Origin of the sequence: Inquilinus limosus DSM 16000, from assembly GCF_000423185.1 — a bacterium.
GTDB lineage: Bacteria > Pseudomonadota > Alphaproteobacteria > DSM-16000 > Inquilinaceae > Inquilinus > Inquilinus limosus.
In genome coordinates, this window is the sequence record NZ_KE383988.1 from 1 (window position 1) to 25,105 (window position 25,105).

Annotated in this window: 23 protein-coding genes; 16 read left to right on the forward strand and 7 right to left on the reverse strand. The window is 70.0% G+C overall.

The genetic code is table 11. The features are described from left to right. The first annotated feature begins 443 nt into the window (after nt 1–443). The 5 genes from alaS (at nt 444) to G537_RS0134180 (ending at nt 5,476) form a co-directional block, all read left to right on the forward strand. Nucleotides 444–3,086: an alanine--tRNA ligase gene (alaS, locus tag G537_RS0134160; protein WP_026873859.1), complete on the forward strand. Its 2,643-nt coding sequence runs from the start codon at nt 444–446 to the stop codon at nt 3,084–3,086. Between the two features lie 112 nt (nt 3,087–3,198). Beyond that, nucleotides 3,199–3,651, forward strand: coding sequence for a GcrA family cell cycle regulator (locus tag G537_RS0134165; RefSeq protein WP_026873860.1), 453 nt, complete (start codon nt 3,199–3,201; stop codon nt 3,649–3,651). 82 nt (nt 3,652–3,733) lie between these two features. Further along, on the forward strand, nt 3,734–4,264 hold the full coding sequence (locus G537_RS0134170) for a hypothetical protein (protein WP_155888914.1): 531 nt from the start codon (nt 3,734–3,736) through the stop codon (nt 4,262–4,264). Nucleotides 4,265–4,335: 71 nt separating this feature from the next. After that, nucleotides 4,336–4,872, forward strand: coding sequence for a hypothetical protein (locus G537_RS0134175; RefSeq protein ID WP_026873862.1), 537 nt, complete (start codon nt 4,336–4,338; stop codon nt 4,870–4,872). A gap of 70 nt (nt 4,873–4,942) precedes the next feature. Further along, complete coding sequence (locus tag G537_RS0134180) at nt 4,943–5,476, forward strand: hypothetical protein (RefSeq protein ID WP_155888915.1); 534 nt, start codon at nt 4,943–4,945, stop codon at nt 5,474–5,476. A 72-nt stretch (nt 5,477–5,548) separates the two neighbouring features. On the opposite strand, the gene G537_RS0134185 is transcribed toward G537_RS0134180, so the two are convergent. Both G537_RS0134185 and G537_RS0134190 read right to left on the reverse strand, forming a co-directional pair. Further along, nucleotides 5,549–6,763, reverse strand: coding sequence for an NADP-dependent isocitrate dehydrogenase (locus G537_RS0134185; protein ID WP_026873864.1), 1,215 nt, complete (start codon nt 6,761–6,763; stop codon nt 5,549–5,551). An 84-nt stretch (nt 6,764–6,847) separates the two neighbouring features. Continuing rightward, complete coding sequence (locus tag G537_RS0134190) at nt 6,848–7,432, reverse strand: LOG family protein (RefSeq protein WP_026873865.1); 585 nt, start codon at nt 7,430–7,432, stop codon at nt 6,848–6,850. A gap of 162 nt (nt 7,433–7,594) precedes the next feature. Between G537_RS0134190 and G537_RS44175 the strand changes: the two genes are divergently transcribed. Then, nucleotides 7,595–8,896, forward strand: coding sequence for a LysM peptidoglycan-binding domain-containing protein (locus tag G537_RS44175; protein ID WP_051249482.1), 1,302 nt, complete (start codon nt 7,595–7,597; stop codon nt 8,894–8,896). Between the two features lie 152 nt (nt 8,897–9,048). On the opposite strand, the gene G537_RS0134200 is transcribed toward G537_RS44175, so the two are convergent. Further along, complete coding sequence (locus G537_RS0134200) at nt 9,049–10,425, reverse strand: formimidoylglutamate deiminase (protein WP_026873866.1); 1,377 nt, start codon at nt 10,423–10,425, stop codon at nt 9,049–9,051. A 68-nt stretch (nt 10,426–10,493) separates the two neighbouring features. Here G537_RS0134200 and hutI point away from each other — a divergent pair, with 68 nt between their 5' ends. From hutI to G537_RS0134225, 5 genes are all read left to right on the forward strand, one after another. Continuing rightward, nucleotides 10,494–11,705 (forward strand): imidazolonepropionase, encoded by a 1,212-nt coding sequence (hutI, locus tag G537_RS41505; protein ID WP_034853996.1) that lies wholly within the window; start codon nt 10,494–10,496, stop codon nt 11,703–11,705. 185 nt (nt 11,706–11,890) lie between these two features. After that, nucleotides 11,891–12,343: a lytic transglycosylase domain-containing protein gene (locus G537_RS41510; protein WP_281171525.1), complete on the forward strand. Its 453-nt coding sequence runs from the start codon at nt 11,891–11,893 to the stop codon at nt 12,341–12,343. A 121-nt stretch (nt 12,344–12,464) separates the two neighbouring features. Then, a complete protein-coding gene (locus tag G537_RS41515; protein WP_081689240.1) occupies nt 12,465–15,251 on the forward strand; it encodes an SLBB domain-containing protein in 2,787 nt (928 codons plus the stop codon). Between the two features lie 162 nt (nt 15,252–15,413). Continuing rightward, nucleotides 15,414–16,727 carry a malonyl-CoA decarboxylase gene (locus G537_RS0134220; RefSeq protein WP_026873867.1) on the forward strand — a complete coding sequence of 438 codons (1,314 nt, stop codon included), beginning with the start codon at nt 15,414–15,416 and terminating at the stop codon, nt 16,725–16,727. Between the two features lie 13 nt (nt 16,728–16,740). After that, nucleotides 16,741–18,273 (forward strand): malonate--CoA ligase, encoded by a 1,533-nt coding sequence (locus tag G537_RS0134225; protein ID WP_034853997.1) that lies wholly within the window; start codon nt 16,741–16,743, stop codon nt 18,271–18,273. Nucleotides 18,274–18,296: 23 nt separating this feature from the next. Here G537_RS0134225 and G537_RS0134230 read toward each other — a convergent pair whose 3' ends face one another. The 4 genes from G537_RS0134230 to G537_RS41520 all read right to left on the reverse strand — a co-directional run bounded on the left by G537_RS0134230 (nt 18,297) and on the right by G537_RS41520 (nt 20,857). Further along, nucleotides 18,297–19,745, reverse strand: a complete 1,449-nt coding sequence (locus tag G537_RS0134230) for a carotenoid oxygenase family protein (RefSeq protein WP_026873869.1) — start codon at nt 19,743–19,745, stop codon at nt 18,297–18,299. 13 nt (nt 19,746–19,758) lie between these two features. Continuing rightward, nucleotides 19,759–20,094, reverse strand: coding sequence for a hypothetical protein (locus tag G537_RS0134235; protein ID WP_026873870.1), 336 nt, complete (start codon nt 20,092–20,094; stop codon nt 19,759–19,761). A 63-nt stretch (nt 20,095–20,157) separates the two neighbouring features. Further along, a complete protein-coding gene (locus tag G537_RS0134240) occupies nt 20,158–20,493 on the reverse strand; it encodes a hypothetical protein (protein WP_051249485.1) in 336 nt (111 codons plus the stop codon). Nucleotides 20,494–20,539: 46 nt separating this feature from the next. After that, a complete protein-coding gene (locus tag G537_RS41520; RefSeq protein WP_051249486.1) occupies nt 20,540–20,857 on the reverse strand; it encodes a hypothetical protein in 318 nt (105 codons plus the stop codon). Between the two features lie 513 nt (nt 20,858–21,370). Here G537_RS41520 and G537_RS0134250 point away from each other — a divergent pair. The 5 genes from G537_RS0134250 to frr all read left to right on the forward strand — a co-directional run bounded on the left by G537_RS0134250 (nt 21,371) and on the right by frr (nt 25,104). Continuing rightward, complete coding sequence (locus G537_RS0134250; RefSeq protein WP_026873872.1) at nt 21,371–21,712, forward strand: hypothetical protein; 342 nt, start codon at nt 21,371–21,373, stop codon at nt 21,710–21,712. A gap of 240 nt (nt 21,713–21,952) precedes the next feature. Then, on the forward strand, nt 21,953–22,747 hold the full coding sequence (gene rpsB / locus G537_RS0134255; RefSeq protein ID WP_026873873.1) for a 30S ribosomal protein S2: 795 nt from the start codon (nt 21,953–21,955) through the stop codon (nt 22,745–22,747). A 104-nt stretch (nt 22,748–22,851) separates the two neighbouring features. After that, nucleotides 22,852–23,778, forward strand: coding sequence for a translation elongation factor Ts (gene tsf / locus G537_RS0134260; RefSeq protein ID WP_026873874.1), 927 nt, complete (start codon nt 22,852–22,854; stop codon nt 23,776–23,778). A 40-nt stretch (nt 23,779–23,818) separates the two neighbouring features. Beyond that, complete coding sequence (pyrH, locus tag G537_RS0134265) at nt 23,819–24,544, forward strand: UMP kinase (protein ID WP_026873875.1); 726 nt, start codon at nt 23,819–23,821, stop codon at nt 24,542–24,544. A 38-nt stretch (nt 24,545–24,582) separates the two neighbouring features. Further along, nucleotides 24,583–25,104 carry a ribosome recycling factor gene (frr, locus tag G537_RS0134270; protein ID WP_211230622.1) on the forward strand — a complete coding sequence of 174 codons (522 nt, stop codon included), beginning with the start codon at nt 24,583–24,585 and terminating at the stop codon, nt 25,102–25,104. Nucleotide 25,105: the final 1 nt, after the last annotated feature.

Below are 25,105 nucleotides of genomic sequence, written 5' to 3' on the forward strand. Positions count from 1 at the left end.
AGACCACCGCCACCACCGCCGACCGCCTCTGCCGCTCCCTCGGCCTCGGCCTCTATGTCGACGACCCGAAGCCCGCACCCGACACCGGGTGACGGGCGAAAGAAATGCGCAGGTTCGGCTCGCCCTCGGCGGGCCTGACGACCGCCGCCGTCGCGAACCCGATCGACCGATTTCGCCCGCGCTGGAAACTCCGGCCTCGATCCTGCGCGACCTAAACGATCCGGACATTTGCAATAATCTTGTTTGCTCATTGATAACAATAAACTGATTGCCAATCCTGAGATTTTAGATGAGGATATCTCGGGTCCGGTGGCGGCCGGGACGGTTTTCGCCATGCGCCTTCCTGGACAGCGGTCGCCCCGGCGCGCTACAAGCGTCGGCTCGGCCGTCCGGTTCCCCGGGGCCGCATCCGCCCAAGACAGTCCAGGCCGACCCCACCCGCGATGCAGACCGTCAACGACATCCGTTCCACCTTCCTCGACTTCTTCGGCGAGAACGGCCACGAGGTGGTGGCGTCCAGCCCGCTGGTGCCGCGGAACGACCCGACGCTGCTGTTCACCAATGCCGGCATGGTGCAGTTCAAGAACGTCTTCACCGGCATGGAGACGCGGCCTTATCAGCGGGCGGCCACGGCGCAGAAATGCGTCCGCGCCGGCGGCAAGCACAACGATCTCGAGAATGTCGGCTACACCGCCCGGCACCACACCTTTTTCGAGATGCTGGGGAACTTCTCCTTCGGCGACTATTTCAAGGAGCGGGCGATCGATCTGGCCTGGAGCCTGATCACCAGGGAATTCGGCCTGCCCAAGGACAAGCTGCTGGTTACGGTGTTCCACACCGACGACGAGGCGGCGGGGCTGTGGCGCCGCATCGCCGGGCTGCCGGAGGAGCGGATCATCCGCATCCCGACCTCGGACAATTTCTGGGCGATGGGCGACACCGGCCCCTGCGGGCCGTGCTCGGAGATCTTCTACGACCATGGCCCCGGCATCGCCGGCGGCCCGCCGGGCAGCCCGGACGAGGACGGCGACCGGTTCATCGAGATCTGGAACCTCGTCTTCATGCAGTACGAGCAGGTCACCAAGGAGACGCGGGTCGACCTGCCGCGCCCCTCGATCGACACCGGCATGGGGCTCGAGCGCATCGCCGCCGTGCTGCAGGGCCAGCACGACAACTACGACATCGACCTGATGCGGGCCCTGATCGAGGCCTCGGCCGATGCCACCAACAGCGACCCGGATGGCCCGCACAAGATCAGCCACCGGGTGATCGCCGACCATCTGCGCGCCACCTCCTTCCTGATGGCCGACGGCGTCATGCCGTCGAACGAGGGCCGCGGCTACGTGCTGCGCCGGATCATGCGCCGGGCCATGCGCCACGCCCATCTGATCGGCGCGCGCGACCCGGTGATGTACCGGCTGGTGCCGGCCCTCGTGCGCCAGATGGGCACCGCCTATCCCGAGCTGGTCCGGGCCGAGGCTCTGATCACCGAGACGCTGAAGCTGGAGGAGTCCCGCTTCAAGCAGACCCTCGACCGCGGCCTGCGCCTCCTGGAGGAGGAGACCGGCCGGCTCGGCTCCGGCCAGGCGCTGCCGGGCGAGGTGGCGTTCAAGCTGTACGACACCTACGGCTTCCCGCTCGACCTGACCCAGGACGTGCTGCGCGGCCAGGGCCGCACGGTCGACACCGCCGGCTTCGAGACGGCGATGGAGCGGCAGCGCGCCGAGGCCCGGAAGAACTGGGCCGGCTCCGGCGAGGCAGCCACCGGCGCCTTGTGGTTCGAGTTGAAGGAAAAGCTCGAACCCACTGAATTTCTTGGCTATGAGACCGAGGTGGCCGAGGGCGTCGTCACCGCGCTGGTGGTCGACGGCCAGGTCGTCGACCAGGCCGGGCCGGGCAGCGAGGTCGTGGTCGTGGTCAACCAGACCCCGTTCTACGCCGAGAGCGGCGGCCAGATGGGCGATGCCGGCACCATCACGGCGCCGGGCGGCGTCACCGTCGCGGTGCGCGACACGCAGAAGCAGGCCGGCGTGCTGTGGGCCCATATCGGCACGGTCGAGGCCGGCACGCTCAAGGTCGGCGAGGCGGTCGAGCTCAAGGTCGACCATGCCCGCCGCGGCGCGCTGCGGGCCAACCATTCGGCCACCCATCTGCTGCACGCGGCGCTGCGCCGGCGGCTGGGCGAGCACGTCACCCAGAAGGGCTCGCTGGTGGCGCCGGAGCGGCTGCGCTTCGACATCAGCCAGCCGCGGCCGCTGACTCCCGAGGACATCGCCGCGGTCGAGGCCGAGGTCAACGCCCGGATCCGCGAGAACGCCGAGGTCACCACCCGGCTGATGACGCCGGAGGACGCGATCGCCGCCGGCGCCATGGCGCTGTTCGGCGAGAAATACGGCGACACGGTGCGCGTCGTCGGCATGGGCCAGGACGGCAACAGGGTCTATTCGCAGGAGCTGTGCGGCGGCACCCATGTCGCCCGCACCGGCGACATCGGCGCCTTCCGGCTGGTCTCGGAAGGCGCGGTCGCCGCCGGCATCCGCCGGATCGAGGCGGTGACCGGCGAGGGTGCTGTGGCCTACGCCGCCCATCGCGACGCGCTGCTGACCGACGCCGCCGCGGCGCTGAAGGTGACGCCGGACGAGCTGCCGGCGCGCCTCGCCGCATTGGTCGAGGAGCGGCGGCGGCTGGAGCGCGAGGTCTCCGACCTCCGTCGCAAGCTGGCGACGGCGGGCAGCGGCGGGGCCGCGCCCGAGGTCAAGGAGATCGGCGGGGTGAAGTTCACCGGCCGGATCCTCGACGACCTGCCGGCGCGCGAGCTGAAGCCGATGGCCGATGCGCTGAAGAAGCAGCTCGGCTCCGGCGTGATCGCGCTGATCGGCCGGGCCGAGGGCAAGCTGTCGGTCTGCGTCGGGGTGACCGAGGATCTGACCGCGCGGTTCGATGCGGTGGCACTGGTGCGCGCCGCGGCCGAAGCCGCGGGAGGAAAGGGCGGTGGGGGTCGCCCGGACATGGCGCAGGCTGGCGGGCCGGATGCGGCCCGCGCCGGTGAAGCGCTCGCGGCGGTCGAGGCGGCGCTCGCCGCCTGACCGGAGGGGTTTGAAAGGATCTGTCGCGACTGTCCCGGATGTGGTAGCGTCCGTGGATGAAGCCGCAATATGTGGTACGCGCAGCCACTGCGCGTGATCTTGGGAGAAGCGGATGTCTTGGACCGAAGAACGAGTGGCGCAGCTGCGCCAGCTCTGGGGAAACGGGAAGAGTGCCAGCGAGATCGCCGAGATCCTGGGGGGCGTCTCTCGCAACGCGGTGATCGGCAAGGCCCATCGGCTGGAGCTGTCCGGCCGGCCCTCGCCGATCAAGCGCAAGGAGGGCGAGGAGGAGGAGGCGGCCACCGTCGCCGCCGAAGCTGCCCCGCCGGCGGTGCAGAAGGTCCCGGCCAAGCCGGAGCCGGAGCGGAGGTCGGGCGGCGCCACCATCCTCAACCTGACCGAGCGGATGTGCAAATGGCCGATCGGCGATCCGCGCGACAAGGATTTCCACTTCTGCGGCAAGGCCTCGCACGGCAATCTGCCGTACTGTGCCGAGCACGCCGCGATCGCCTACCAGCCGCCCGGCAAGCGGCGCGACGAGGACCGCGCCATCCTGCGGGCGTGAGTTGCCGGTGATTTGACGAATTTTCTCGCCAATCGGCCGCAGCTCCGGCATTAATTCCTTCCGGATATTCCGGGGGATTTTGATGAAGCGAGGCATTTCATCCTGCGCCGCCGGGCTGCTTGCCCTGGCGGCGTTTTGTTTGCCGGCCCGGGCGGAACCGTCGGTGATCGCCTTCGTGTCGGGGCCGCTCTCCGGGGCCGCGGCCGAGGAGGTGAAGCGCGACCAGGACAACAATCTGGCGGAGGGCGGCACCAAGGTGTCGGAATCCGCGGTGTTCCGCGCCGGCGGGCTGCTGGCCTACGTCAAATGGTCCCGGCTGGGCGGCTACTACGCCTGGCAGGACTCGGGCCTGAACGGGCTGACGGAGGATGTCCGGCAGGTCTTCGACGCGGCCGGTGCCACTGTCGTGTCGGGCGATTACGGGGAGGTCAACGGCTTCCGGGCGCAGTACCGCGACATTCGCCTCACCGGCTCGCCGCGGCGCTGCGGCGTCTTCGAACTGCGGCGGGTGAAGAGCAGGATCATCGGCTTCGCCTGCCGGACGGAAGATCAGGCCGTGCCGATCCTCGCCATTCTGCAGGGCCTCTCGATCGACGGTGTGATCGGTCCCTGAAGCGGAGCCAGACGGGCGGAGCCGTTCGCCCTGGCGGCCCGCACCGGTTCAGACATGGGCGGAGGGGGAACATGTTCGATCGAATGATGCGGTGTGCCGCGGGCGTGATCGCCGCGGCCATGTTTTCGTGGCCGGCGCTGGCCGAAGAGTCTCCCATCAGCTTCGTCTCGGGGCCGCTCCAGGGCGCCGCGGCGGAGAACGTCAAGCACAAGGAGGAGACGCTCGCGCACTCCGCCTTCGGGGCGGTGAAGACCGACACCGCGGTGTTCAAGTCCGGCCCCATGCTGGCCTATGTCGACTGGTCTCGCCTGGGCGGCCACTACCGGTGGCAGGACGACAACATCGTCGCCAGCCTGTCGGACAGCGTGAAGGAGATCTTCGACGCCACTGGCTTCACCATCCTTGAGAGCGACCGGATCACGGTGAACGGCTACCTCGCCCAGTACCGGAAGATCAGCCTGATCGGCATCGATCGCCGCTGCGGCGTCTTCGCGCTGATGCGCAGGAACCACCTGATTTCGGGCTTCGCCTGCGCGCCGTTCACCCGCCCGTTCACGGTCCAGGAAGTGATGGCGGGAATCTCGATCGACGGGGTGATCGGGCCTTGAGCCATCGACGTGAAACGACCGGGCCGTCACCCGGGCGGCCCGGCTTTGTCCAGTCGTGCGGAGGGGGAGCATGTTGAATCGATTGATGCGGTGTACGGCGGGAATCCTTGTCGCCGCGGCGTTCTCCGGGCCTGCCTGGGCCGAGGACTCGCCGATCCGGTTCGTGTCGGGACCGTTGGCCGGGGTTGCCGCCGAGAACGCGAAGCACAACGAGAGGATGGCGTCCGAGGGCAGCGGAACCGTCCGATCGGACACGGCGACATTCTCCACGAAGGAGCTCTTCGCCTTCGTGGATTGGGCGCGCCTGCCCGGCGGCTACCACTGGCGCGATTCCGATCGCATCGGTTCGCTGTCGAGATGGGTTCAGGAAGCTTTCAAGGCGACCGGGTTCACGGTCGTGCGGGGCGACCGCACAACCGTAAACGGTTATCTCGCGCAGTACCGGATCATCACCCTGACCGGCTCCGGCGAACGCTGCGGCGTCTTCGACCTGGAGCGCGCCAATCACCTGATCCAGGGGGGCGTCTGCGCGGTGAACGGCGGGGACGTGCCGCTGATGGCGGTGATTCAGGGGCTGTCGATCGACAACGTGATCGGCCCCTGACCGGGATCACGCCGAAAAGCAGAAAGGCCGGCGCGAGCCGGCCTTTCGTCGTTTCGGCTGGGCGCTGGGGCGTCAGCCCATCGATGCCTGCAGGTTCTGGTCCAGCTTGTCCAGGAACTGCTGGGTCGTCATCCAGGGCTGGTCCGGCCCGATCAGGATGGCGAGGTCCTTGGTCATGTGGCCGGCCTCGACCGTCTCGACGCAGACCTTCTCCAGCGTCTGGGCGAAGCGCAGCAGCTCCGGCGTCTCGTCGAAGCGGGCGCGGTAGGTCAGGCCCTGGGTCCAGGCGAAGATCGAGGCGATCGGGTTGGTCGAGGTGGCGCGGCCCTTCTGGTGCTCGCGGTAGTGGCGGGTCACCGTGCCGTGCGCCGCCTCGGCCTCCACGGTCTTGCCGTCCGGCGTCAGCAGCACCGAGGTCATCAGGCCGAGCGAGCCGAAGCCCTGGGCCACCGAATCCGACTGCACGTCGCCGTCGTAGTTCTTGCAGGCCCAGACGAAGCCGCCTTCCCACTTCAGGGCCGAGGCGACCATGTCGTCGATCAGACGGTGCTCGTAGGTCAGGCCGGCCTTCTCGAACCGCTCCTTGAACTCGGCCTCGTACACCTCCTGGAAGATGTCCTTGAACCGGCCGTCATAGCCCTTGAGGATCGTGTTCTTGGTCGACAGATAGACCGGCATGTTGCGCAGCAGGCCGTAGTTCAGCGACGACTGGGCGAAGCCGCGGATCGACTCGTCCAGGTTGTACATGCTGAGCGCGACGCCCGAGCCCGGGAACTTGAACACCTCCAGCTCGATCGGCTGGCCGCCATCGGCCGGGGTGTAGGTCATGGTCAGGGTGCCGGGGCCGGGGACCTTGAGGTCGGTGGCGCGGTACTGGTCGCCGAAGGCGTGGCGGCCGACCACGATCGGCTTGCGCCAGCCAGGCACCAGGCGCGGCACGTTGCGGCAGATGATCGGCTCGCGGAAGATGGTGCCGCCGACGATGTTGCGGATCGTGCCGTTCGGCGACTTCCACATCTTCTTGAGGTTGAACTCCTTCACCCGCGCCTCGTCGGGGGTGATGGTGGCGCACTTCACGCCGACGCCGTACTGCTTGATCGCCTCGGCCGCGTCGATCGTCACCTGGTCGTCGGTCTGGTCGCGGTGCTCGATCCCGAGATCGTAATAGCGCAGGTCGATGTCGAGATACGGCAGGATCAGCTTGTCCTTGATGAACTGCCAGATGATGCGCGTCATCTCGTCGCCGTCGAGCTCGACGACCGGGGTCTTGACCTTGATCTTGGCCATGTCGGGATCTTTCCGCTTCGGACAGGAATGGCCGGGCTTATAGCACCCGGCCGGCGACGACGAAAGGCGCGGCCGGCGCGGCGCCTACACCCATTTGTCGCTGGCGCGGCCGGCGATCGGCTGCGGCGCGGCGATGGCGCCGAACACCTCCTCGACGGTCTCGACCACCTGGAACAGGTCGCGGTGCTCCTTCCGGCAGAAGCCCTGGGCGACCATGTGGTCGACCAGGCGCAGGAACGGGCGCCAATAGCCGTCGATGTCGACGAAGACGACCGGCTTGTCGTGCAGCTTCAGCTGCCGCCAGGTCAGCATCTCGAAGGTCTCGTCCAGCGTGCCCAGGCCGCCCGGCAGCACGATGAAGGCGTCGGACCGGTCGAACATCATCCGCTTGCGCGTGTGCATGCTGTCGACGACATGCAGCTCGGTCAGGCCGGTGTGCTCGACCTCCAGCGCCTGGATATGCTCCGGGATGATGCCGACCACCCGGCCGCCGGCGCCCAGCGCGGCATCGGCGACGATGCCCATCAGCCCGACCCGGCCGCCGCCATAGACCAGCTGCAGGCCGCGGGCGGCGATCAGGGCGCCGAGGCGCGCGGCGGCGGTCTTGTAGCGCTCATCGACGCGGGAGGAGGAGCCGCAATAGACGCAGAGGGAACGGATATCGGCCATGATCGCACGGAGGTGTCGGGTACGAGGCCGGCTGAACCGGCGCGCGACATTAGGAAGGGATCGCCGCCGGGGCAAGTTTCGATGCGGGCGGATCAGCGGTTTGTTGCGAGTCGGTGACGGCGCGGATAATTTGGCGCGAATAATATCGGGGCGGTTCGAGCGTTGAAGAAACTCCTGCTGATCGGCGGTGCCGCGGTCGCTGTGCTCGCGGCCATCCTCGCCGTGGTCGAATTCACCGGGCCGCCCCGCCAGGACGCGACGCCGCCGAGCGTGAGCTCTGCGGCTGCGATCACTCCGGCCGCGCCGCCGCCTGCGGTGACGCCGCCGCCCGCGGCGACGCAGCAGCCGGCTGCCCCCGCGGCAACGGCCCGGGCCGATGCGGCGGTGGCCCCTGCCGCGCCGCCGGCTTCCGTGTTCGAGCCCTCGCCCGGATCGATCGCCGCCCCCTCTCCGCGGGTCCTCGGGGGCGGGTTCGACGAACCGCCCCGAACGGGAAGCGCGCCGGCCGGGACCGCGCCGGCACCGGCCGCAAGCCGGGACGATGCGCCGCCGCCGCAGCCCGACGCCTCGGCCCAGTCGCCGCAGGGCGCGGCCGGAAACGCCGCCGGGCAGGCCGCGCTGGGCTTCGACGCGGTCCGGGTGAACCCCGACGGCGGCGTCACCATCGCCGGGCGCGGCCCGGCCGGGGCCCGCATCCTGCTGATGGATGGCGACCGGCAGATCGGATCGGTCCAGGCGGACAACTCCGGCAACTGGGTGTTCCTGTCGGACGCGCCGATCGCGGCCGGCGACCATCAGCTCTCGCTGCGCCTGGCCGACGGCGGCGCGGCCTCCGCCGAGATGGCGACGGTGGTGGTGCCGGAGCGCGGCCGCGACATCGCCGGCCGGCCGGCGGCCGGCAGCGGCGGCGGTCCCCTGGTGATGCTGACGCCGCAGCAGGGGCAGGGCGCCTCCACCGTGCTGCAGGCGCCGGCGGTCGCGCCGCCGGGCGCGGCCGGCGCGGCGCTGTCCATCGACGTCATCGACTATGGCGAAGGCGGCGCCGTCATCGTCAGCGGCCGCGGCCGGGCGGGCGCCGGCATCCGGCTCTATCTCGACAACCGGCCGGCCGGCGAAGGCCGTGTCGATGCGCGCGGGGTGTTCCGCATCCAGGCGGAGGGGACGATCCCTCCGGGCGTCTACCGCCTGCGGGCCGACCAGCTCGACGCCGCCGGCAAGGTGACGGCGCGTGCCGAGACCCCGTTCCATCGGGCCACGCCGGCGGAGGTCGCGGTGGCCGAGGGGCGGGTCGTGGTCCAGCCCGGCAACAGCCTGTGGCGGATCGCCCGCCGGGTCTACGGGCAGGGGCCGCGCTACACCGTGATCTACCAGGCCAACCAGCAGCAGATCCGCGACCCAGACCTGATCTATCCCGGGCAGGTCTTCACGGTCCCGGCGACCCCGGCCGCGGCGATCCCCGGCTGACGGTGAAGATCGGTCCGGCGTGACGTACGTCACAGCAGGCCGGCGGCAAGCCGGCTATATTGAGGACAGCTCGATAGCGTCTCCCGCTCGAGTGAGCCTCCCTGTTCACCTCGCGGGCCCCGGTTCTCCAGGGCCCGCTTTTGTTTGCCCCGTCAGGCCAGCAGCGCCGCCATGACCTTCCGGTAGCGCGCCGCCACCGCCGCCTCGTCGGCATGATGGCCGTCGCGGACGCGCCAGCGGCCTCCCGCCATGACGTGGCGGATCGGCGACTCGTTGCCGGCGAAGACGAAGCTGTCGAGCAGGGCGTCGCCGCGGCGGCCGACCAGCGCCGGATGATCCGGATCCAGCACCACGAGATCGGCCCGGGCTCCGGCCTCGATCCGGCCCGAGGCGCGGCCGACCGCCCGGGCCCCGCCGTCGATCGCGGCCTGGAACAGGGTGGCGCCGACCGAAGGCCGGCCCGGCCCGGCGCCGATGCCGCGCTTCCGGTGCGCCAGGCGCTGGCCGTATTCCAGCCAGCGCAGCTCCTCGATCACGCCGACGGAGATGTGGCTGTCCGAGCCGATGCCGAGCCGGCCGCCGGCGGCGAGGTAGGGGGCGAGGGGGAACAGCCCGTCGCCGAGATTGGCCTCGGTGGTCGGGCACAGCCCGGCGACCGCGCCGCTGGCGGCCAGGGCCGCGGTCTCCGCCCCGGTCAGGTGGGTGGCGTGGACCAGGCACCAGCGGCCGTCGACCGCGGCGTGGCCCAGCAGCCATTCGACCGGCCGGGTGCCGCTCCAGGCCAGGCACTGCTCGACCTCCTTCACCTGCTCGGCGATGTGGATGTGGATCGGCGCCGCCGGATCGGCCGCCCGGGTCCCGTCCACGACCGCCGCCAGCATCTCCGGCGTCACCGCGCGCAGCGAATGCGGGGCGATGCCGATGCGCACGTCGAGGTCACCGGCATGGTCGGCGCGCAGCCGGGCGGCGATGTCGAGGATGCCGTCGACATCGTTCAGGAAGCGGCGCTGCCCTTCGCCGGCCGGCTGACCGCCGAAGCCGCCGGTGGCGTAGAGGACCGGCAGATGGGTGATGCCGATGCCGGTTGCCTTGGCCGCCGCGATCACCCGGCGCGACAGTTCCGCCCGATCGGCATAGGGGGCGCCGTCCGGCTGGTGGTGCAGGTAGTGGAACTCGGCGACGCAGGTGTAGCCGGCCTTCAGCATCTCGACATAGAGCTGGGCCGCGATCGCCTCGACCTGGTCGGGGTCGAGCACGCGGACGAAGCGGTACATCTGCTCGCGCCAGCTCCAGAAATCGTCGCCCGGGCCGGCGGCGGTCTCGGCCAGCCCGGCCATGGCGCGCTGGAAGGCGTGGCTGTGCAGATTGGCCATGCCGGGCAGGACGACGCCGGCGACCGCCTCGGCGTCGCCGCGCCCGGCCCCGGCCGCGACGCTGGAAATGTCGCCCTTGGCGTCGATCTCGATCAGGACATCGTCGGCCCAGCCATCGGCCAGAAGGGCGGTCTCGGCGAAATAGCGCGTGGTCAAGGGGCGGCATCCCGTGAGATGAAACGCGGTGCGGCAGCATAGGCCCGGTTCGGCGAAGGGAAAGAGGCATGTGGGATCGGCTGTGGATCAACGCCCGGCTGGCGACCATGGACGGCGACGGCTACGGCGCCATCCCGGAGGGCGCGATCGCGACCAAGGGCGACCGCATCGCCTGGGTCGGGCGGCAGGCGGATCTGCCGGGCGCGCCCGACCGCCTGGCCGCGGCGGTGGAAGACGCGGCCGGCGCCTGGGTCACGCCCGGGCTGATCGACTGCCACACCCACCTGGTGCACGGCGGCGACCGGGCCCGCGAATTCGCGATGAGGCTGCACGGCGCCAGCTATGAGGAGATCGCGCGCGCCGGCGGCGGCATCGTCTCGACCGTCGCCGCCACCCGCGCCGCCGGCGAGGAGGAACTGCTGGCCTCGGCCAGACGGCGGCTCGACGCGCTGGCGGCCGAGGGCGTCACCACCGTCGAGATCAAGTCCGGCTACGGGCTCGACCTCGCGACCGAGGCGAAGATGCTGCGCGTCGCCGGCCGGCTGGGGCGGGAGACCGGGATCCGGGTCCGGCGGAGCTTCCTCGGCGCCCATGCGGTGCCGCCGGAGGACCGCGACCATCCCGACCGCTACGTCGACCGGGTGGTGGAGGAGATGCTGCCGGCGATCGCCCGGGACGGCCTGGCCGACGCGGTCGACGCCTTCGGCGAGACCATCGCCTTCTCGCCGGCGCAGGTCGAGCGTGTGTTCCGCGCCGCCCGCGCGCTGGGCCTGCCGGTGAAGCTGCACGCCGACCAGCTCTCCGATCAGGACGGCGCCGCGCTGGCCGCCCGCTTCGGGGCGCTGTCGGCCGACCATCTCGAATACACCAGCGAGTCCGGGGCGAAGGAGATGGGCCGGGCCGGCACCGTCGCGGTGCTGCTGCCCGGCGCCTTCTACTTCCTGCGCGAGGCCCGGGTGCCGCCGGTGGCGGCGTTCCGGCGGCACGGCGTGCCGATGGCGCTGGCCACCGACAACAATCCCGGCACCTCGCCCGCCACTTCGCTGCTGCTGATGCTGAACATGGGCTGCACCCTGTTCCGGCTGACGCCGGAGGAGGCGCTGGCCGGCGTCACCCGCAATGCCGCGCGGGCGCTGGGTCTGGCCGAGGAATGCGGCCGGCTGACGCCTGGGCTCGCGGCCGATCTGGCGTTCTGGGACATCGCCGACCCGGCCGAGCTGTCCTACCGTATCGCCTACAACCCGTGCCGCATGATCGTCCGCGCCGGCCTGTCGGTCTGAATTGCCGGCTATTCTGCCGAATCGGTGCGGTGTGCTAGAAGCGATGCGTCGATTGGCGGGGGAAGCCGGTTGCTTTGGTGAGGGGATTCGGTCGGATCGCGGGGCTCGCGACGCTTCTGCTCGGCTTGGCCGCAGCGGCCGGGCCGGCGCGGGCGCAGGAGAGCTGCACCCCCTATATCCTGGCGATGGAGGGAGCCTTCGGCATCCCGCACGGCATGCTGCTGGCGATCGCGCAGACCGAATCGGGCGGCCGCGGCGATCCCTATCCCTGGGCCCTGAACATCGGCGGCACGCCGATGTTTCCGAGCAGCCTGGCCGCCATGAAGGCGGCGATCGAGGATAACGGCGGCGGCGACAGCCCCAACATCGATGTCGGCTGCATGCAGATCTCGCTGCGCTATCACAAGCAGACGCTGCCCGACTACACGTTGATCTTTCAGCCGCGATACAACGTGATCTACGGCGCGTATTTCCTCAGGCGGTTGTTCAACCGGTACGGAAACTGGCTGGAAGCGATCGCGCATTATCATTCGAGCGATCCGGACCGGCAGTTCGCCTATGCCTGCCGGGTGCTGCAGCGGCTGAAGAAGATTCGCGGCCAGGGCGACGGTCCGATCGAAGCCTGCGTATCAGGGTGAGGGGGCAAGGGATTGATTCGGGTTTTCTTTGCCGGCCAGATCGTTCAGAAGATGAAACATTGGGGGCGTTGGCTCGATCAACGCTGCGATCGGGCATTTGAGACGTCAGAAGCGGGGGACCATGAAGCCTGTGCATAGTGAACGTCGCCGCGACCGGCAGGGCGAGGCGCGTCGACTCCGATGGACCCTTCGCTACGGCATTGGCCCGGCCCTCCTGGCCTGCGGCGTCCTGGTGCTGACCCCGGTCGCGGGCCATGCTCAGATGAATGCGCTGGTCGACCAGCTGCAGCAGCTGGGCATCAGCCCGTCGCAGCTGCAGCAGCAGGGGATCGAGCCGCAAGGCACGACGATCCCGAGCGCCCCGCGCGTCCCGTCGACGACGCCGGCGCAGGTGACCGAGCCGACGGTGGTCTCGCCGGGCCTGCCGCCGTCGATCGTTTCCGCCGCGCCGGTGTCGCGCATCGAGGCCGACTACCAGCGGCGGCTGAGCGGCGACATCAGCCAGTTCGGCTATGACGTCTTCGCCGGCGGGGCGGTGGCCAGCCAGGTGGTCAGCGGCGCGGTCAGCGAGAACTACATCATCGGCATCGGCGACCAGGTCGTGGTCACGCTGCGCGGCCAGGTGAACCAGGGCATCAGCGCGACCGTCGACCGCGAGGGCCGGCTGATCCTGCAGGACCTGCCGCCGATCCCGGCGGCCGGCCGCTCCTTCGGCGACCTGCGCCGCGAGATCGAGACCCGGGTGCGCGAGAACTACGTCAGCACCGAGGCCTTCGTGTCGCTCGGCGACGTCCGCGCGATCTCGGTGACGCTGACCGGTGAGATCGCCAAGCCCGGCACCCAGACCCTGACCAGCTTCTCGACGCTGGTCGACGCGCTGACCGCCGCCGGCGGCATCAAGAAGACGGGGTCGCTGCGCACGGTCGCGCTGATCCGTCAGGGGCAGACCAAGGTGGTCGACATCTACGGCTTCCTGATGGGCTACAGCAACGAGGCCGACCTCCTGCTGCAGGACGGCGACCGGATCTCCATTCCTACGGTCGGGCGCACGGTCGCGGTCGCCGGGGATGTGGTCCGGCCCGGCATCTTCGAGATGCCGCCCGACGCCGCCGGGCCGCTCAGCGTGGCCGAGATGCTGGACTATGCCGGCGGGCCGATCCGCCCCTCCGGCAACCGGTTCAACCTGCTGCGGCTCGACCGCAACGGCCAGGACCAGGTCCAGAACCTGTCGGGCCAGACGGCGGTGCCGGTGCAGACCGGCGACATCATCCAGGTGACGCTGGCCCAGGATCTGCGTGTCGGCAGCGTCTCGATCACCGGCAACGTCACCGTCTCCGGCGTCCGGCCGCTCAGCAGCGCGCCGACCCTGCGCGCGCTGCTGTCCGATCCGCCGATCCTGGCCGATGACGCCTATCTGCCGTTCGGCGTGATCCAGACCACCGACCCGAACACGCGGATCCGCAAATTCCAGCCGGTCAACCTGGCCGTGGCGCTGCGGGGCGGCGGCAACATCCGCCTGCGCGACCGCGACAAGCTGATCGTGCTGTCGCGCGAGGACATCCGCTATCTCGGCTCGGACGACGTCCAGACGATGCTCGCGGGTCAGGCGCCGGCGGAGGCCCGGTCGGCGGCGCCGGACGTGTCCCAGAACGTCCAGGCCCAGAACCAGACGCTGACTGCCGGCCTGCCGCCGGCGACTCAGGTCAGCGGCAGCTGCCTCGGGCTGCGGTCGCTGGCGGAGGCGGTGCGGAACGATTCGACCGGCCGCTTCCGCAATGCGCGGCAGACCTTCCAGAACATTCGCGGCGGCCCGCTGGAGGTGAACCGCGCCTGTCCGCAGATCTTCGACGACTTTCCCGACCTGCTGCCCTTCGTGATCGAGCATGTCGTCTCGCTCGAAGGCCAGGTGCGGGTCCCGGGGAGCTATCCGATCATTCCGGGCACCTCGCTCGCCACCGTGCTCGACATCGCCGGCGGCACGACGGTCGAGGCCGACCGCCGCGCGATCGAGGTCGGCTATTTCTCCACCCTGTCTTCGTCCAACCTCGCCGGCTCCTGGCGGTCGGTGCAGAGCCTCGGCGCCACCACGGCGTCGATCAAGCTGAACCCCGGCGACAGCGTCCGCGTCCCGCAGAACCCGCAGCTGCGCGAGGAGGGGACGGTCACTCTGGCCGGCGAGTTCACCCATCCCGGCCGCTACGTGATCCGCCGCGGCGAGACGCTGCTGCAGCTGATCCAGCGGTCCGGCGGCTACACCAACCAGGCCTTCCCCTACGGGGCGGTGTTCACCCGTGAAGCCGTGCGGCAGCAGCAGCAGCAGGGCTTTGAGCGCACTGCGCGCGAGATCCAGGCCGGGTTGCCGCAGCTGATCCAGGAGGCCCAGAGCAGCGGCAGCGGTGGCGGCAACCCCGCCGCGGCCCTGCCGGCGATCCAGAGCCTGGTTCAGGAGCTGAAGACCATCCCGGCCGCCGGCCGGGTGGTGATCGAAGCCGATCCGACCGTGCTGGCGGCCAGGCCGGAGCTCGACTTCACGCTCGAGGCGGGCGACCAGCTCTACGTGCCGAAGCGGCCGCTCTTCGTCACCGTTTCCGGCGAGGTGCTCAATCCGGGCACGGTCCAGTACGACGGCAAGCTGACGGCCGACGACTACGTCGATTTCGCCGGCGGCACGACCCAGTCGGCGGATCCGGGCCGGGCCTTCGTGGTCATGCCGAACGGCCAGTCGCAGCCGCTCGACCTGTCGTCCTGGAGCTACAGCTCGGTCAGGGTGCCGCCCGGCTCGGTCATCATCGTGCCGCGCGACCTGACCCCGTTCGACCTGTACCGGCTGGTCCGGGACGTCGGCTCGATCGTGCAGAACCTGGCGGTCTCCGCCGCCTCGCTGGTGGTCATCAGCCGGCGCAACTGACGCCGGACCGGGTCACCGCAGGGAAGGGCGGCGCCATCGGCGCCGCCCTTTCTGTTTGCGGCCGGCCCCAACCGGATCGCCGGCATGCACGGGGCGAGATTGTCCTGCGGACCGGAAGCACTCTAGCCTGACACGGTCTGGTGGAAGCGGAACGGGCCTCTCATGCAGATCACCGACCTCATCAACTCGATCGCCGATCGCGGCCTCGAGCTCTTCGCCTTCGGCCGCGGCCGGCCCATGCCGCGGGATCTCGGCGGCATCTGCCGCGCGCTGCTGTCCGAGCGCGGCGAGGCCTCCGGGATCGCCCTGGCGCGCGAGCTGGTCGCCCTCTATCGCGGCCTGGACGCGGCCGGGCGGGAGGCGTTCTTCACCATGCTGGCGCGGGAGTTCGGGCCTGACCACGCGGCGATCGCCGCCGCCGCCCGGGCCTTCGTCGCCGAGCCCAGCGCCGCCGGCGCCCTGGCCCTGGCCGAGGCGGCGGAGCCGCCGCGGCAGGAACTGCTGCGCCGGATCAACATGTTGCCCGAGGGCACGGAGTTCGTGATCGCGCTGCGCGCGGATGCGCTCGACCTCGCCGATGGCAAGCCGGAGCTGCGGATCGTGGATGCCGACCTGAAGCACGTCCTGACCTCCTGGTTCTCCGGCGGCTTCCTGGAGCTGCGCCGGATCACCTGGGAGACGCCGGCGATCATCCTGGAGAAGCTGATCCAGTACGAGGCGGTGCACGCCATCCCGGGCTGGGAGTTCCTGCGCCGGCGGCTGGCCGAGGACCGCCGCTGCTACGCCTTCTTCCATCCGGCCCTGCCGAACGAGCCGGTGATCTTCGTCCAGGTGGCGCTGGTGCGCGGCCTGGCGGGGGAGATCGCGCCGCTGCTCGACCCCAAGGCCCCGATCGGCGACCCGGCGGCGGCCGACACCGCGATCTTCTATTCGATCACCAACACCCTGAAGGGGCTGCGCGGCATTTCCTTCGGCAGCTTCCTCCTGAAGCAGGTGGTCGCCGACCTGCAGCAGACCCTGCCCAACCTCACCACCTTCTCGACCCTGTCGCCGATCCCCGGCTTCCGGCACTGGCTGGAGACGGCGGCGCCGCAGCACGAGCATCCGGCGGTGCTGGCGGCAGCCGAGGCGCTGCTGCCGGCGCTCGAGGAGGGCGGGCTCGACGCGGTCGGCGGCGACAAGGCTCTCAAGACCGCGCTGCTCGGCCTCTGCGCCCGCTATCTCGCCGCCGAGCTGCGGCCGAACGGCCGGCCGGTCGATCCGGTGGCGCGCTTCCATCTCGGCAACGGCGCCCGGCTGGAGCGGCTCAACTGGGCCGGCGACACCTCGTCGAAGGGGCTGGAGCAGGGCTGGGGACTTCTGGTCAATTACCTCTATGATCCGGCCGAGCTGGAGCGGAACCACGAGGCCTTCGTCAATGCCGGGAAGGTGGCGACGAGCCGCGCGGTGGCGCGCCAGCTGAAGCCTTATCTCTGACCCGGCGAGCCGAATGACCAATCTCTACGACGCCCTGTCCGCCCGTTTCCCCGCCGACCGGTCCAAGTCGGCGCTGGAGCTCGCCGACGGACGCCGCATCTCCTATGCCGGGCTGGAGGCGGCCTCCGCCCGCTACGCCAATCTGCTGCGGCGGCTGGGCGTGGCGCCGGGCGACCGGGTGATGGTGCAGGTCGACAAGTCGGCGGAGGTTGTGGCGCTCTATCTCGGCTGCCTGCGCGTCGGGGCGATCTACCTGCCGCTCAACACCGCCTACACCAAGGGCGAGGTCGCCTATTTCGCCGGCGATGCCGAGCCGGCGCTGGCGGTGTGCCAGCCGGCGCGGCTAGCCGAGATCGAGGCGGTGGCCCGGCCGGCCGGCGCCCGGGCGGTGCTGACGCTCGGGACGGACGGGGAGGGGACCCTGGCCGAGGCCGCGGCGGGGGAGGCGGAGGCGTTCGCGACGCTGCCGCGCGGGCCGGACGATCTGGCCGCGATCCTCTACACCTCGGGCACCACCGGCCGCTCCAAGGGGGCGATGCTCAGCCACGACAACCTGCTGTCGAACGCCCTGACCCTGCACGATTATTGGGGCTTCCGGCCGGACGACGTGCTGCTGCACGCCCTGCCGATCTTCCACACCCACGGCCTGTTCGTCGCCACCAACTGCGCCCTCCTGGCCGGGGCGACCATGCTGTTCCTGCCCAAGTTCGATGCGGCGGAAGTGCTGCGCTTGCTGCCGAAGGCCACCACGATGATGGGGGTGCCGACCTTCTACACCCGGCTCCTGGAGCAGCCCGGCCTCACCGCCGAGCTGTGCCGGCACATGCGGCTGTTCATCTCCGGCTCGGCGCCGCTCCTGGCCGACACCTTCGAGCAGTTCCATCAGCGCACCGGCCACACCATCCTGGAGCGCTACGGCATGACCGAGACCAACATGAACACCTCGAACCCGCTCGATGGCGAGCGGCGGGCGGGGACGGTCGGCTTCCCGCTGCCCGGCGTGTCGCTCCGCATCGTGGGCGAGGACGGGCGCGCCCTGCCGCCGGGCGGGATCGGCGTGATCGAGGTCAAGGGCTCGAACGTGTTCAAGGGCTATTGGCGGATGCCGGAGAAGACCGCGGCCGAGTTCCGGGCCGACGGCTACTTCATCACCGGCGATGTCGGGCTGGTGGACGACCGCGGCTACGTCTCGATCGTCGGCCGCGCCAAGGACCTGATCATCTCCGGCGGCTTCAACGTCTATCCGAAGGAGGTCGAGAGCCTGATCGACGCCATCCCGGGCGTCGAGGAATCGGCGGTGATCGGCCTGCCGCATCCGGATTTCGGCGAGGCGGTGGCGGCGGTGGTGAAGATGCGGCCGGGCGCGGCGCCGCTCGACCCCGCCGCGATCCAGGCGGCGCTGCAGGACCAGCTCGCCCGGTTCAAGCAGCCCAAGGCCGTGTTCGTGGTGGCGGAGATCCCGCGCAACGCCATGGGCAAGGTGCAGAAGGCGGCGCTGCGCGAGCAGTACAAGGCGACGTTCACGGCGATGCACAAATCGGCTTAAGCCGAGACCGCGGGTCTTCCACCCTAAACGCCGGGAAAGTGGTTGCCGTGAAAGCCGAACGGTATGGCGTGCGGCACGAAGGCCCTGGCGCGCTCAGCAAGCGTTGCCGCGTCGAGCACGAGCAGAAATGAGCACTCCGTCGAGGAGTCGAACACCACCGAGAGCAGGACGCCGTCATCCTCCTTGACTCCGCCGGGTCGGGGAACGAACACCGGCTCCCCCGGATAGCAACCCGGTTGGTGCCAGGTGACATGCCTGCCGGACACGCCCGGCTCCGTGGAAAGCTCGATCTTGGTGATGTTGTCGATGAAATCGCCGGGCCTGGTCAGGCCAACGCCCCAGACACAGCGCAGCGGCTGGCCGGCGCGGCGCGCATAGTCGATCCGCGGCAGCTCGATCGGGGCGTCGCTCAGGGGCTCGTCAGAGGCGCGGGCTTCCCCGGCCGCGCCGTTCCCCAGCGGCACCCGGTAGCGTCTGAGCCTGGCCAAGGCCTCGATCGGCTCGCCGGAGCGCAGGCGGGCGAGCCGCAGACGCTCGATGATGTCGGGATCGGGGAAGGCCGCCAGATCGACCATGACGGCGCCATCCACCTCGTGCGCATTGACATGGTGGAAGGCGAAACAGGGCGCTCCCTTCGCCCGCGCTGCGACCGCGCCGCTGGCCTTCTCGATCACCGTGAAGCGCAGACCCGCCTCGGGCTCCCAGCGGTAGTTGCGGATGAAGGGCTGGCCGGAGAATTTGAGGCGCAGCGGATTGACCCGGAACGGGAACTCGGCAAGCACGAGATATCGCTGCGACATGCCGAAGGAATGCATGTAGGCGGGTCTCTCGGCCGGCAACTCCGCGAGCACCTTCCGCCGGCCTCCCTCGTCGACGAACAGGCGATAGGTGCTGCGACGCCCGAACATGACGACATAGGAGAAGCCGCGCCGGCCGTCATAGTGCGGATGGGCGGTGGAAAGCTGGCCGCCGACCGACGGGCCGTAATCAGGCACGCCCAATGTCTCGAGCGTCTCGGGATCGAAGCGGACCGGGAGCGGCGTCTCTGTCAAGGCCACGATCTCGCCGTCGAGCATCGCGACGTTGACATTGGCGTTGTCGGTGAGCTCCGTCCTGAACAGGCTCATGACGCGGCCGAACAATGTCCGGCAGGGGTCGGTCATGAACTCGGACCGGGTGATGCGTCCCCCCGCCATGGCTTCGCAATAGGCTTTGGAGCGCAGGTATCGATTGGAATAGGTGACCCGACCATCGGCGAAGGCAAAACGATGGAGCATCGCGAGCCCGTCGAACCAGTGTTCATAGGATCGGCTGCCGACCTCGAAGCGCGCCGGCCCGGTGCGGATCAGGCTCCCCGTCAGCCAGGCAGGCACACCCGCATCGACCCTCAACACCTCGCCCGTCAGTTCGCGCCCGAGCGTCGCGAACCCCGTCGCGTATGGAGGGCGATCCCCGGCTGCGCCTCCTCGCATCGGCGGCGGCCCCCTATAGCGGATTGCGGTTCGGATTGCTCAGCAGGCCCTCGCGCCGGGCCACGTGGCTGCGGCCGGCGGTCCGGGCGATCGGGTCGAATTCCGGCGCGGCCTCGATGTGGACCAGCTCGGGCGCGTGCCAGGGCGTCCCGGTTTCGCGCAGGGGCGGCTTGTCGGGGGAGAAGCCGGTGGCCAGGAACGTCCGGTCGAGATAGCGGAGGGCATCCTCCTCGTCCTCCGCGAAGACGAGCATGTCCTTCAGGAAATCCGCCCCGTTCTCCGGGTCCACTGCGCGCCACAGCGGGTCCTGGCGGCGGGCGGGGTTGATCCGCACGGAATAGGCGTGCATGGGCCGGGCACCTCCGTTTGCACACCCGGCCAACGCGGCCGCCGCCGTACCGGTTCCGTGCGATCAGCGGCAGGTGGCCTCGCCGGCTTCGATGTGGAAGCGGCGCGGTCCCGGCACCGCCGGCCGGGTGCTGCCGGCGGGGTCGTCGACGATGCGGATGTCGAGCGTGCAGGGGCCGGCCTGGATCCGGTAGAGATCCTCGCCCGGGCGCTCGATCCGGTCGATCGGCGTGTCGCGCAGCTTCTGGGCCAGCTCGTTGCTGTCCAGGATCGCCTGGATCTCCCGCAGCCGCTGCCAATAGGGCGGCAGCGCCGCCTGCGCCCCGGCCGCGGCGATGAGAAGGAACGGCGCCGCCACGCCCGCGGCGGCCATGCGGCGGCAGGAAGAGGACACGGTCATGGCACGTCTCCTCGCCAGGGCCCGCCGTGCGATCGCGGGCCCGGCGTCAGGCGCCGACGTTCGGGATGAAGAAGCAGCGCATCGAACCGTCCGGCTTGCGGCAGATCCAGTAGTTCTGGTCTTCGCTGAACTGGGCCTGATCGGTCGGGATCAGCATGCCGAGCGGCCGGATCATGTATCCGTCTGGCCGGACCTCGACATCGCGGGACGCATAGGCGAAGCAGTCGTGCGGACCGCAGCACTGTTCGTGCGAGCCGGAGAGGCTTCGGTACTGACCGTTCTGGATCCACGCCGCCGGACCATGGGCGGCCACGCTGCCGGCGGCGAGGGCGAGCGTGGCCACGAACGGGAAGAGGATGCGCATTGGGCGACCTCCTGGCCAAGTCTGCGGGTGACCGGACGTCGCGCCCGATCGGCCGGTCCGTTGCGGTTCGCACGGACCATGCAGAAGAAACAATGGAGCAGGCCCGGAGGTTCGTTCCATTGGTCCATGGAACGGACTCCGGCACCCGCGCCGGATCGCCTCAGGCGGCGACTCCGGCTGTCGGGATGCCGGAGACCGAGGGGCTCGGCCGGATCCGGGATCGATCCGGCCCGGGTTTTCCGCCGTTTTCGCTTTCGTCTTGACTCGGTCGGGTTGCGGGCATACATGGCCTGCGACGCCGGATGAGCCCAGGCCCGCCCGGCGCCAATCTCACAACGAGAGACAGATGGACGACCACCCTAGTCGTGGCGTCGCCAAGGCCATTCCGGCTGCAGCGACGTCGCCCGAACATCACTGGATCACACTCGGCGGCAGCCGGGTGGATGGCGTGAGCCGGACCTAGGGTCGGAACGCCGTTCGCCCCGGTCCGCCGCGTGCGGAAGGGAGCGAACGATGAACCTCGCTTTTCTCTCCTGCTTCGATCGCCGCCTGCGCCTGGCGCTGGGCGGCGTGATCTCGCCGCGGGCCGAGGCGCTGGCCGCCCAGCCGCGGTTCCGCAATCGCGACCTGCGCCACGACCCGATCCGGGACGAGGAGCCGATCCGGCTGCGCTGGACCCGCGACCCCGAGAGCGGCAGGCTCACCGCTTGCTGGTCCGAGCCGGCCGCGGCCGCGCCCGCTTCGGCGCAGACCCAGGCCAAAGCCGCGCCGGTCGACGATCTGGCGGAGCTCCGTGCCCGCCGGGCGCAGCGCTACCGTTCGCGCTTCGTCTGGCCGGACCGCCGCAGCGCCTGAGCTGCGCCGGCCGGGTTCGGCCCGGCAGGCGCCGTATCACTCCGCGCGCGGTCGATCGCCCGGCTTGCATTTCCCGGGCGCAGGGCGTATCAACCGCGCCGTCGTCAATCCCACACGCGGGCATCGCGGCCGGCCACGGCAGTGGTTCGGTCGCTCCGGTGCCTTTCGCCGTCTCCGCAATCCGCGGTGCGGCGGGGGCAAGGCCCGCGGCGGAACAACCGGAAAAAGGACCTTCCGACCATGGCTACGCCGACCTTCACCATGCGCCAGCTCCTCGAAGCCGGCGCGCATTTCGGCCACCACACCCGCCGCTGGAACCCGAAGATGGCGCCGTACATCTTCGGCGTGCGCAACGGCGTGCACATCATCGATCTCGAGCAGACCGTGCCGCTCCTGCACCGGGCGCTCGAGGCGGTTCGCGACGTCGTCGCCAATGGCGGCCGCGTCCTGTTCGTCGGCACCAAGCGCCAGGCGCAGGATAAGATCGCCGACGCCGCCAAGCGCTGCGGCCAGTACTACGTCAACCATCGCTGGCTCGGCGGCATGCTGACCAACTGGAAGACGGTGTCGCAGTCGATCCGCCGCCTGAAGGAGATGGATGAGCAGCTCGCCCAGGGCGCGGTCGGCCTGACCAAGAAGGAGCAGCTGACCCTGACCCGCGAGCGCGACAAGCTCGAGAAGGCGCTGGGCGGCATCCGCGACATGGGCGGCCTGCCCGATATCCTGGTGATCATCGACACCAACAAGGAAGGGATCGCGGTCCAGGAAGCCGCCAAGCTCGGCATCCCGGTCGCGGCCGTGCTGGACAGCAACTCCAGCCCCGACGGCATCACCTTCCCGGTGCCGGGCAACGACGATGCGCTGCGCGCGATCGAGCTCTATTGCGAGCTGTTCTCCGGCGCCGTCATCGCCGGCATCCAGGCCGAGATGACCGCGAGCGGCGCCGATGTCGGCGCGATGGAGGAGGCGCCGGCCGAGGAGGCCCTGCCGCCGCCGGCGGGCGAGGCCGGCGAGGCGGAACAGCCGGCCGCCTGAGCCGAGAGCGAACCAGGGGCGGCCCGAAAGCCGCCCCTTTCTTTCGATGAGGGCGCCTGCGACCATGGGGGCGCGGCGCCGAACGAACGGATTGCGAGGACGATATGGCGGAGATCACGGCAGCGCTGGTGAAGGAGCTTCGTGAGAAGACCGGCGCCGGCATGATGGACTGCAAGAAGGCCCTCGGCGAGAGCGGGGGCGACCTCGAGGGCGCGGTCGACTGGCTGCGCAAGAAGGGCCTCGCGGCTGCGGCCAAGAAGGCCGGCCGCGTCGCCGCCGAGGGCCTGGTCGGCGCCGCCGTCGAGGGCACCAAGGGCGCGCTGGTCGAGGTCAATTCCGAGACCGACTTCGTGTCGCGCAACGACAAGTTCCAGGGCCTCGTCTCGACCCTGGCCGGCCTCGCCCTGAAGGCGGACGGCAATGTCGAAGCCCTGGCCGCCAGCCAGTACCCCGGCACCGGCCGCACCGTTGCCGAGGAGGTGACCCAGCTGGTCGCCACGATCGGCGAGAACATCAGCCTGCGCCGCAGCGCCGCGCTGTCGGTGTCGGACGGCGTCGTCGCCGCCTATATCCACGGGCCCGTCGCCCCGGGCCTGGGCAAGATCGGCGTGCTGGTGGCCCTGGAGTCGGCCGGCGACAAGGCCAGGCTCGAGGCCTTCGGCAAGCAGGTCGCGATGCATGTCGCGGCGGCCCGGCCGGACGCGCTGCACATCGCCGATGTCGACCCGTCCGCCCTCGACCGCGAGCGCGCCGTCCTGGTCGAGCAGGCCCGCGCCAGCGGCAAGCCCGAGGCGATCATCGAGAAGATGGTCGAGGGCCGGCTGCGCAAGTACTACGAGGAAGTGGTGCTGCACGAGCAGGTCTGGGTGCTGGACGGCGAGAGCAAGGTCCGCAAGGTGATCGAGGATGCCGCCAAGGATGTCGGCGCCCCGGTCGCCGTGACCGGCTTCGTCCGCTTCGTTCTCGGCGAGGGCATCGAGAAGGAGCAGGGCGATTTCGCGGCGGAAGTGGCGGCCACGCTGGGCCGCTGACCCCGCAACCAGATCCGCGGCGCTGAGGGAGTGAAGCGACATGGCGAAGGCGGCCCAGTATCGACGGGTGCTGTTGAAGATTTCCGGCGAAGCCCTGATGGGCGACCAGGATTACGGCATCGACCCGAAGATGGTGGACCGCATCGCCGATGACGTCGCCCAGGTCCACGCCCTCGGCGTCGAGATCTGCATGGTGGTCGGCGGCGGCAACATCTTCCGCGGCATGAGCGGCGCCGCCTCCGGCATCGAGCGGGCGACCGCCGACTACATGGGCATGCTGGCCACGGTGATGAACGGCCTGGCGCTGCAGAGCGCCTGCGAGCACAAGGGCCTGCACACCCGCGTGGTCTCGGCCATCCCGATGCAGACGGTGTGCGAGCCCTATATCCGGCGCCGGGCGATCCGGCACATGGAGAAGGGCCGCGTCGTCATCTTCGTCGCCGGCACCGGCAACCCGTTCTTCACCACCGACACCGGAGCCGCCCTGCGCGCCTCGGAGATGGGCTGCGACGCCCTTCTTATGGGCAAGCAGGTCGACGGCGTGTACGACGCCGACCCCCTTCGGGTGGACGGCGCCAAGCGTTTCGATCGCTTGACCTACATGGATGTGCTGGCGAAAGATCTCCGCGTCATGGATCATGCGGCGATCTCGCTGGCCCGTGAAAACAAGATCCCGATCCTGGTCTTCTCCATCAACGAACATGGTGCGTTCGCTGAGGTGGTCGCAGGGCAGGGACGCTACACCATCGTGACCGAGGAGGGCTGAGCGTGGCCAAAGCCGATCTCGACGACATCGACCGCCGCATGGCGGGCGCTCTGGAGTCTCTGCGCAAGGATCTTGCCGGTCTCCGCACCGGCCGCGCCAGCATCAGCCTGCTCGAGCCGATCACGGTCGATGTTTACGGCGCCCAGATGCCGCTGAACCAGGTCGGTACCATCGGCGTGCCGGAGCCGCGGCTGCTGACCGTCTCGGTCTGGGACCGCAGCGCGGTCAAGGCGGTGGAGAAGGCGATCCGCGATTCCGGACTCGGCCTCAACCCGCAGACCGAGGGCCAGACCGTGCGCGTGCCGCTGCCGGAGCTGAGCGAGGAGCGCCGGCGCGAGCTGACCAAGGTCGCCGGCAAATACGCCGAGGCCGCCCGCGTCGCGGTGCGCAACGTCCGCCGCGACGGCATGGACGCGCTGAAGCGCGCCGAGAAGGACCATGAGATCTCCGAGGACGAGCACAAGCGCCTGGCCGACAAGATCCAGGCCCTGACCGATCGTCATATCCGCGAGATCGACGAGTTGGCGGCGCAAAAGGAAAAAGAGATCCTCCACGTCTGAG

Excerpts from the sequence above, each read along its gene's own strand:
- alaS (WP_026873859.1), top strand. The coding sequence starts at position 444 with ATGCAGACCGTCAACGACATCCGTTCCACCTTCCTCGACTTCTTCGGC.
- G537_RS0134165 (WP_026873860.1), top strand. The coding sequence starts at position 3,199 with ATGTCTTGGACCGAAGAACGAGTGGCGCAGCTGCGCCAGCTCTGGGGA.
- G537_RS0134170 (WP_155888914.1), top strand. The coding sequence starts at position 3,734 with ATGAAGCGAGGCATTTCATCCTGCGCCGCCGGGCTGCTTGCCCTGGCG.
- G537_RS0134175 (WP_026873862.1), top strand. The coding sequence starts at position 4,336 with ATGTTCGATCGAATGATGCGGTGTGCCGCGGGCGTGATCGCCGCGGCC.
- G537_RS0134180 (WP_155888915.1), top strand. The coding sequence starts at position 4,943 with ATGTTGAATCGATTGATGCGGTGTACGGCGGGAATCCTTGTCGCCGCG.
- G537_RS0134185 (WP_026873864.1), bottom strand. The coding sequence starts at position 6,763 with ATGGCCAAGATCAAGGTCAAGACCCCGGTCGTCGAGCTCGACGGCGAC.
- G537_RS0134190 (WP_026873865.1), bottom strand. The coding sequence starts at position 7,432 with ATGGCCGATATCCGTTCCCTCTGCGTCTATTGCGGCTCCTCCTCCCGC.
- hutI (WP_034853996.1), top strand. The coding sequence starts at position 10,494 with ATGTGGGATCGGCTGTGGATCAACGCCCGGCTGGCGACCATGGACGGC.
- G537_RS41510 (WP_281171525.1), top strand. The coding sequence starts at position 11,891 with ATGGAGGGAGCCTTCGGCATCCCGCACGGCATGCTGCTGGCGATCGCG.
- G537_RS41515 (WP_081689240.1), top strand. The coding sequence starts at position 12,465 with ATGAAGCCTGTGCATAGTGAACGTCGCCGCGACCGGCAGGGCGAGGCG.
- G537_RS0134220 (WP_026873867.1), top strand. The coding sequence starts at position 15,414 with ATGCAGATCACCGACCTCATCAACTCGATCGCCGATCGCGGCCTCGAG.
- G537_RS0134225 (WP_034853997.1), top strand. The coding sequence starts at position 16,741 with ATGACCAATCTCTACGACGCCCTGTCCGCCCGTTTCCCCGCCGACCGG.
- G537_RS0134230 (WP_026873869.1), bottom strand. The coding sequence starts at position 19,745 with ATGCGAGGAGGCGCAGCCGGGGATCGCCCTCCATACGCGACGGGGTTC.
- G537_RS0134235 (WP_026873870.1), bottom strand. The coding sequence starts at position 20,094 with ATGCACGCCTATTCCGTGCGGATCAACCCCGCCCGCCGCCAGGACCCG.
- G537_RS0134240 (WP_051249485.1), bottom strand. The coding sequence starts at position 20,493 with ATGACCGTGTCCTCTTCCTGCCGCCGCATGGCCGCCGCGGGCGTGGCG.
- G537_RS41520 (WP_051249486.1), bottom strand. The coding sequence starts at position 20,857 with ATGCGCATCCTCTTCCCGTTCGTGGCCACGCTCGCCCTCGCCGCCGGC.
- G537_RS0134250 (WP_026873872.1), top strand. The coding sequence starts at position 21,371 with ATGAACCTCGCTTTTCTCTCCTGCTTCGATCGCCGCCTGCGCCTGGCG.
- rpsB (WP_026873873.1), top strand. The coding sequence starts at position 21,953 with ATGGCTACGCCGACCTTCACCATGCGCCAGCTCCTCGAAGCCGGCGCG.
- tsf (WP_026873874.1), top strand. The coding sequence starts at position 22,852 with ATGGCGGAGATCACGGCAGCGCTGGTGAAGGAGCTTCGTGAGAAGACC.
- pyrH (WP_026873875.1), top strand. The coding sequence starts at position 23,819 with ATGGCGAAGGCGGCCCAGTATCGACGGGTGCTGTTGAAGATTTCCGGC.
- frr (WP_211230622.1), top strand. The coding sequence starts at position 24,583 with ATGGCGGGCGCTCTGGAGTCTCTGCGCAAGGATCTTGCCGGTCTCCGC.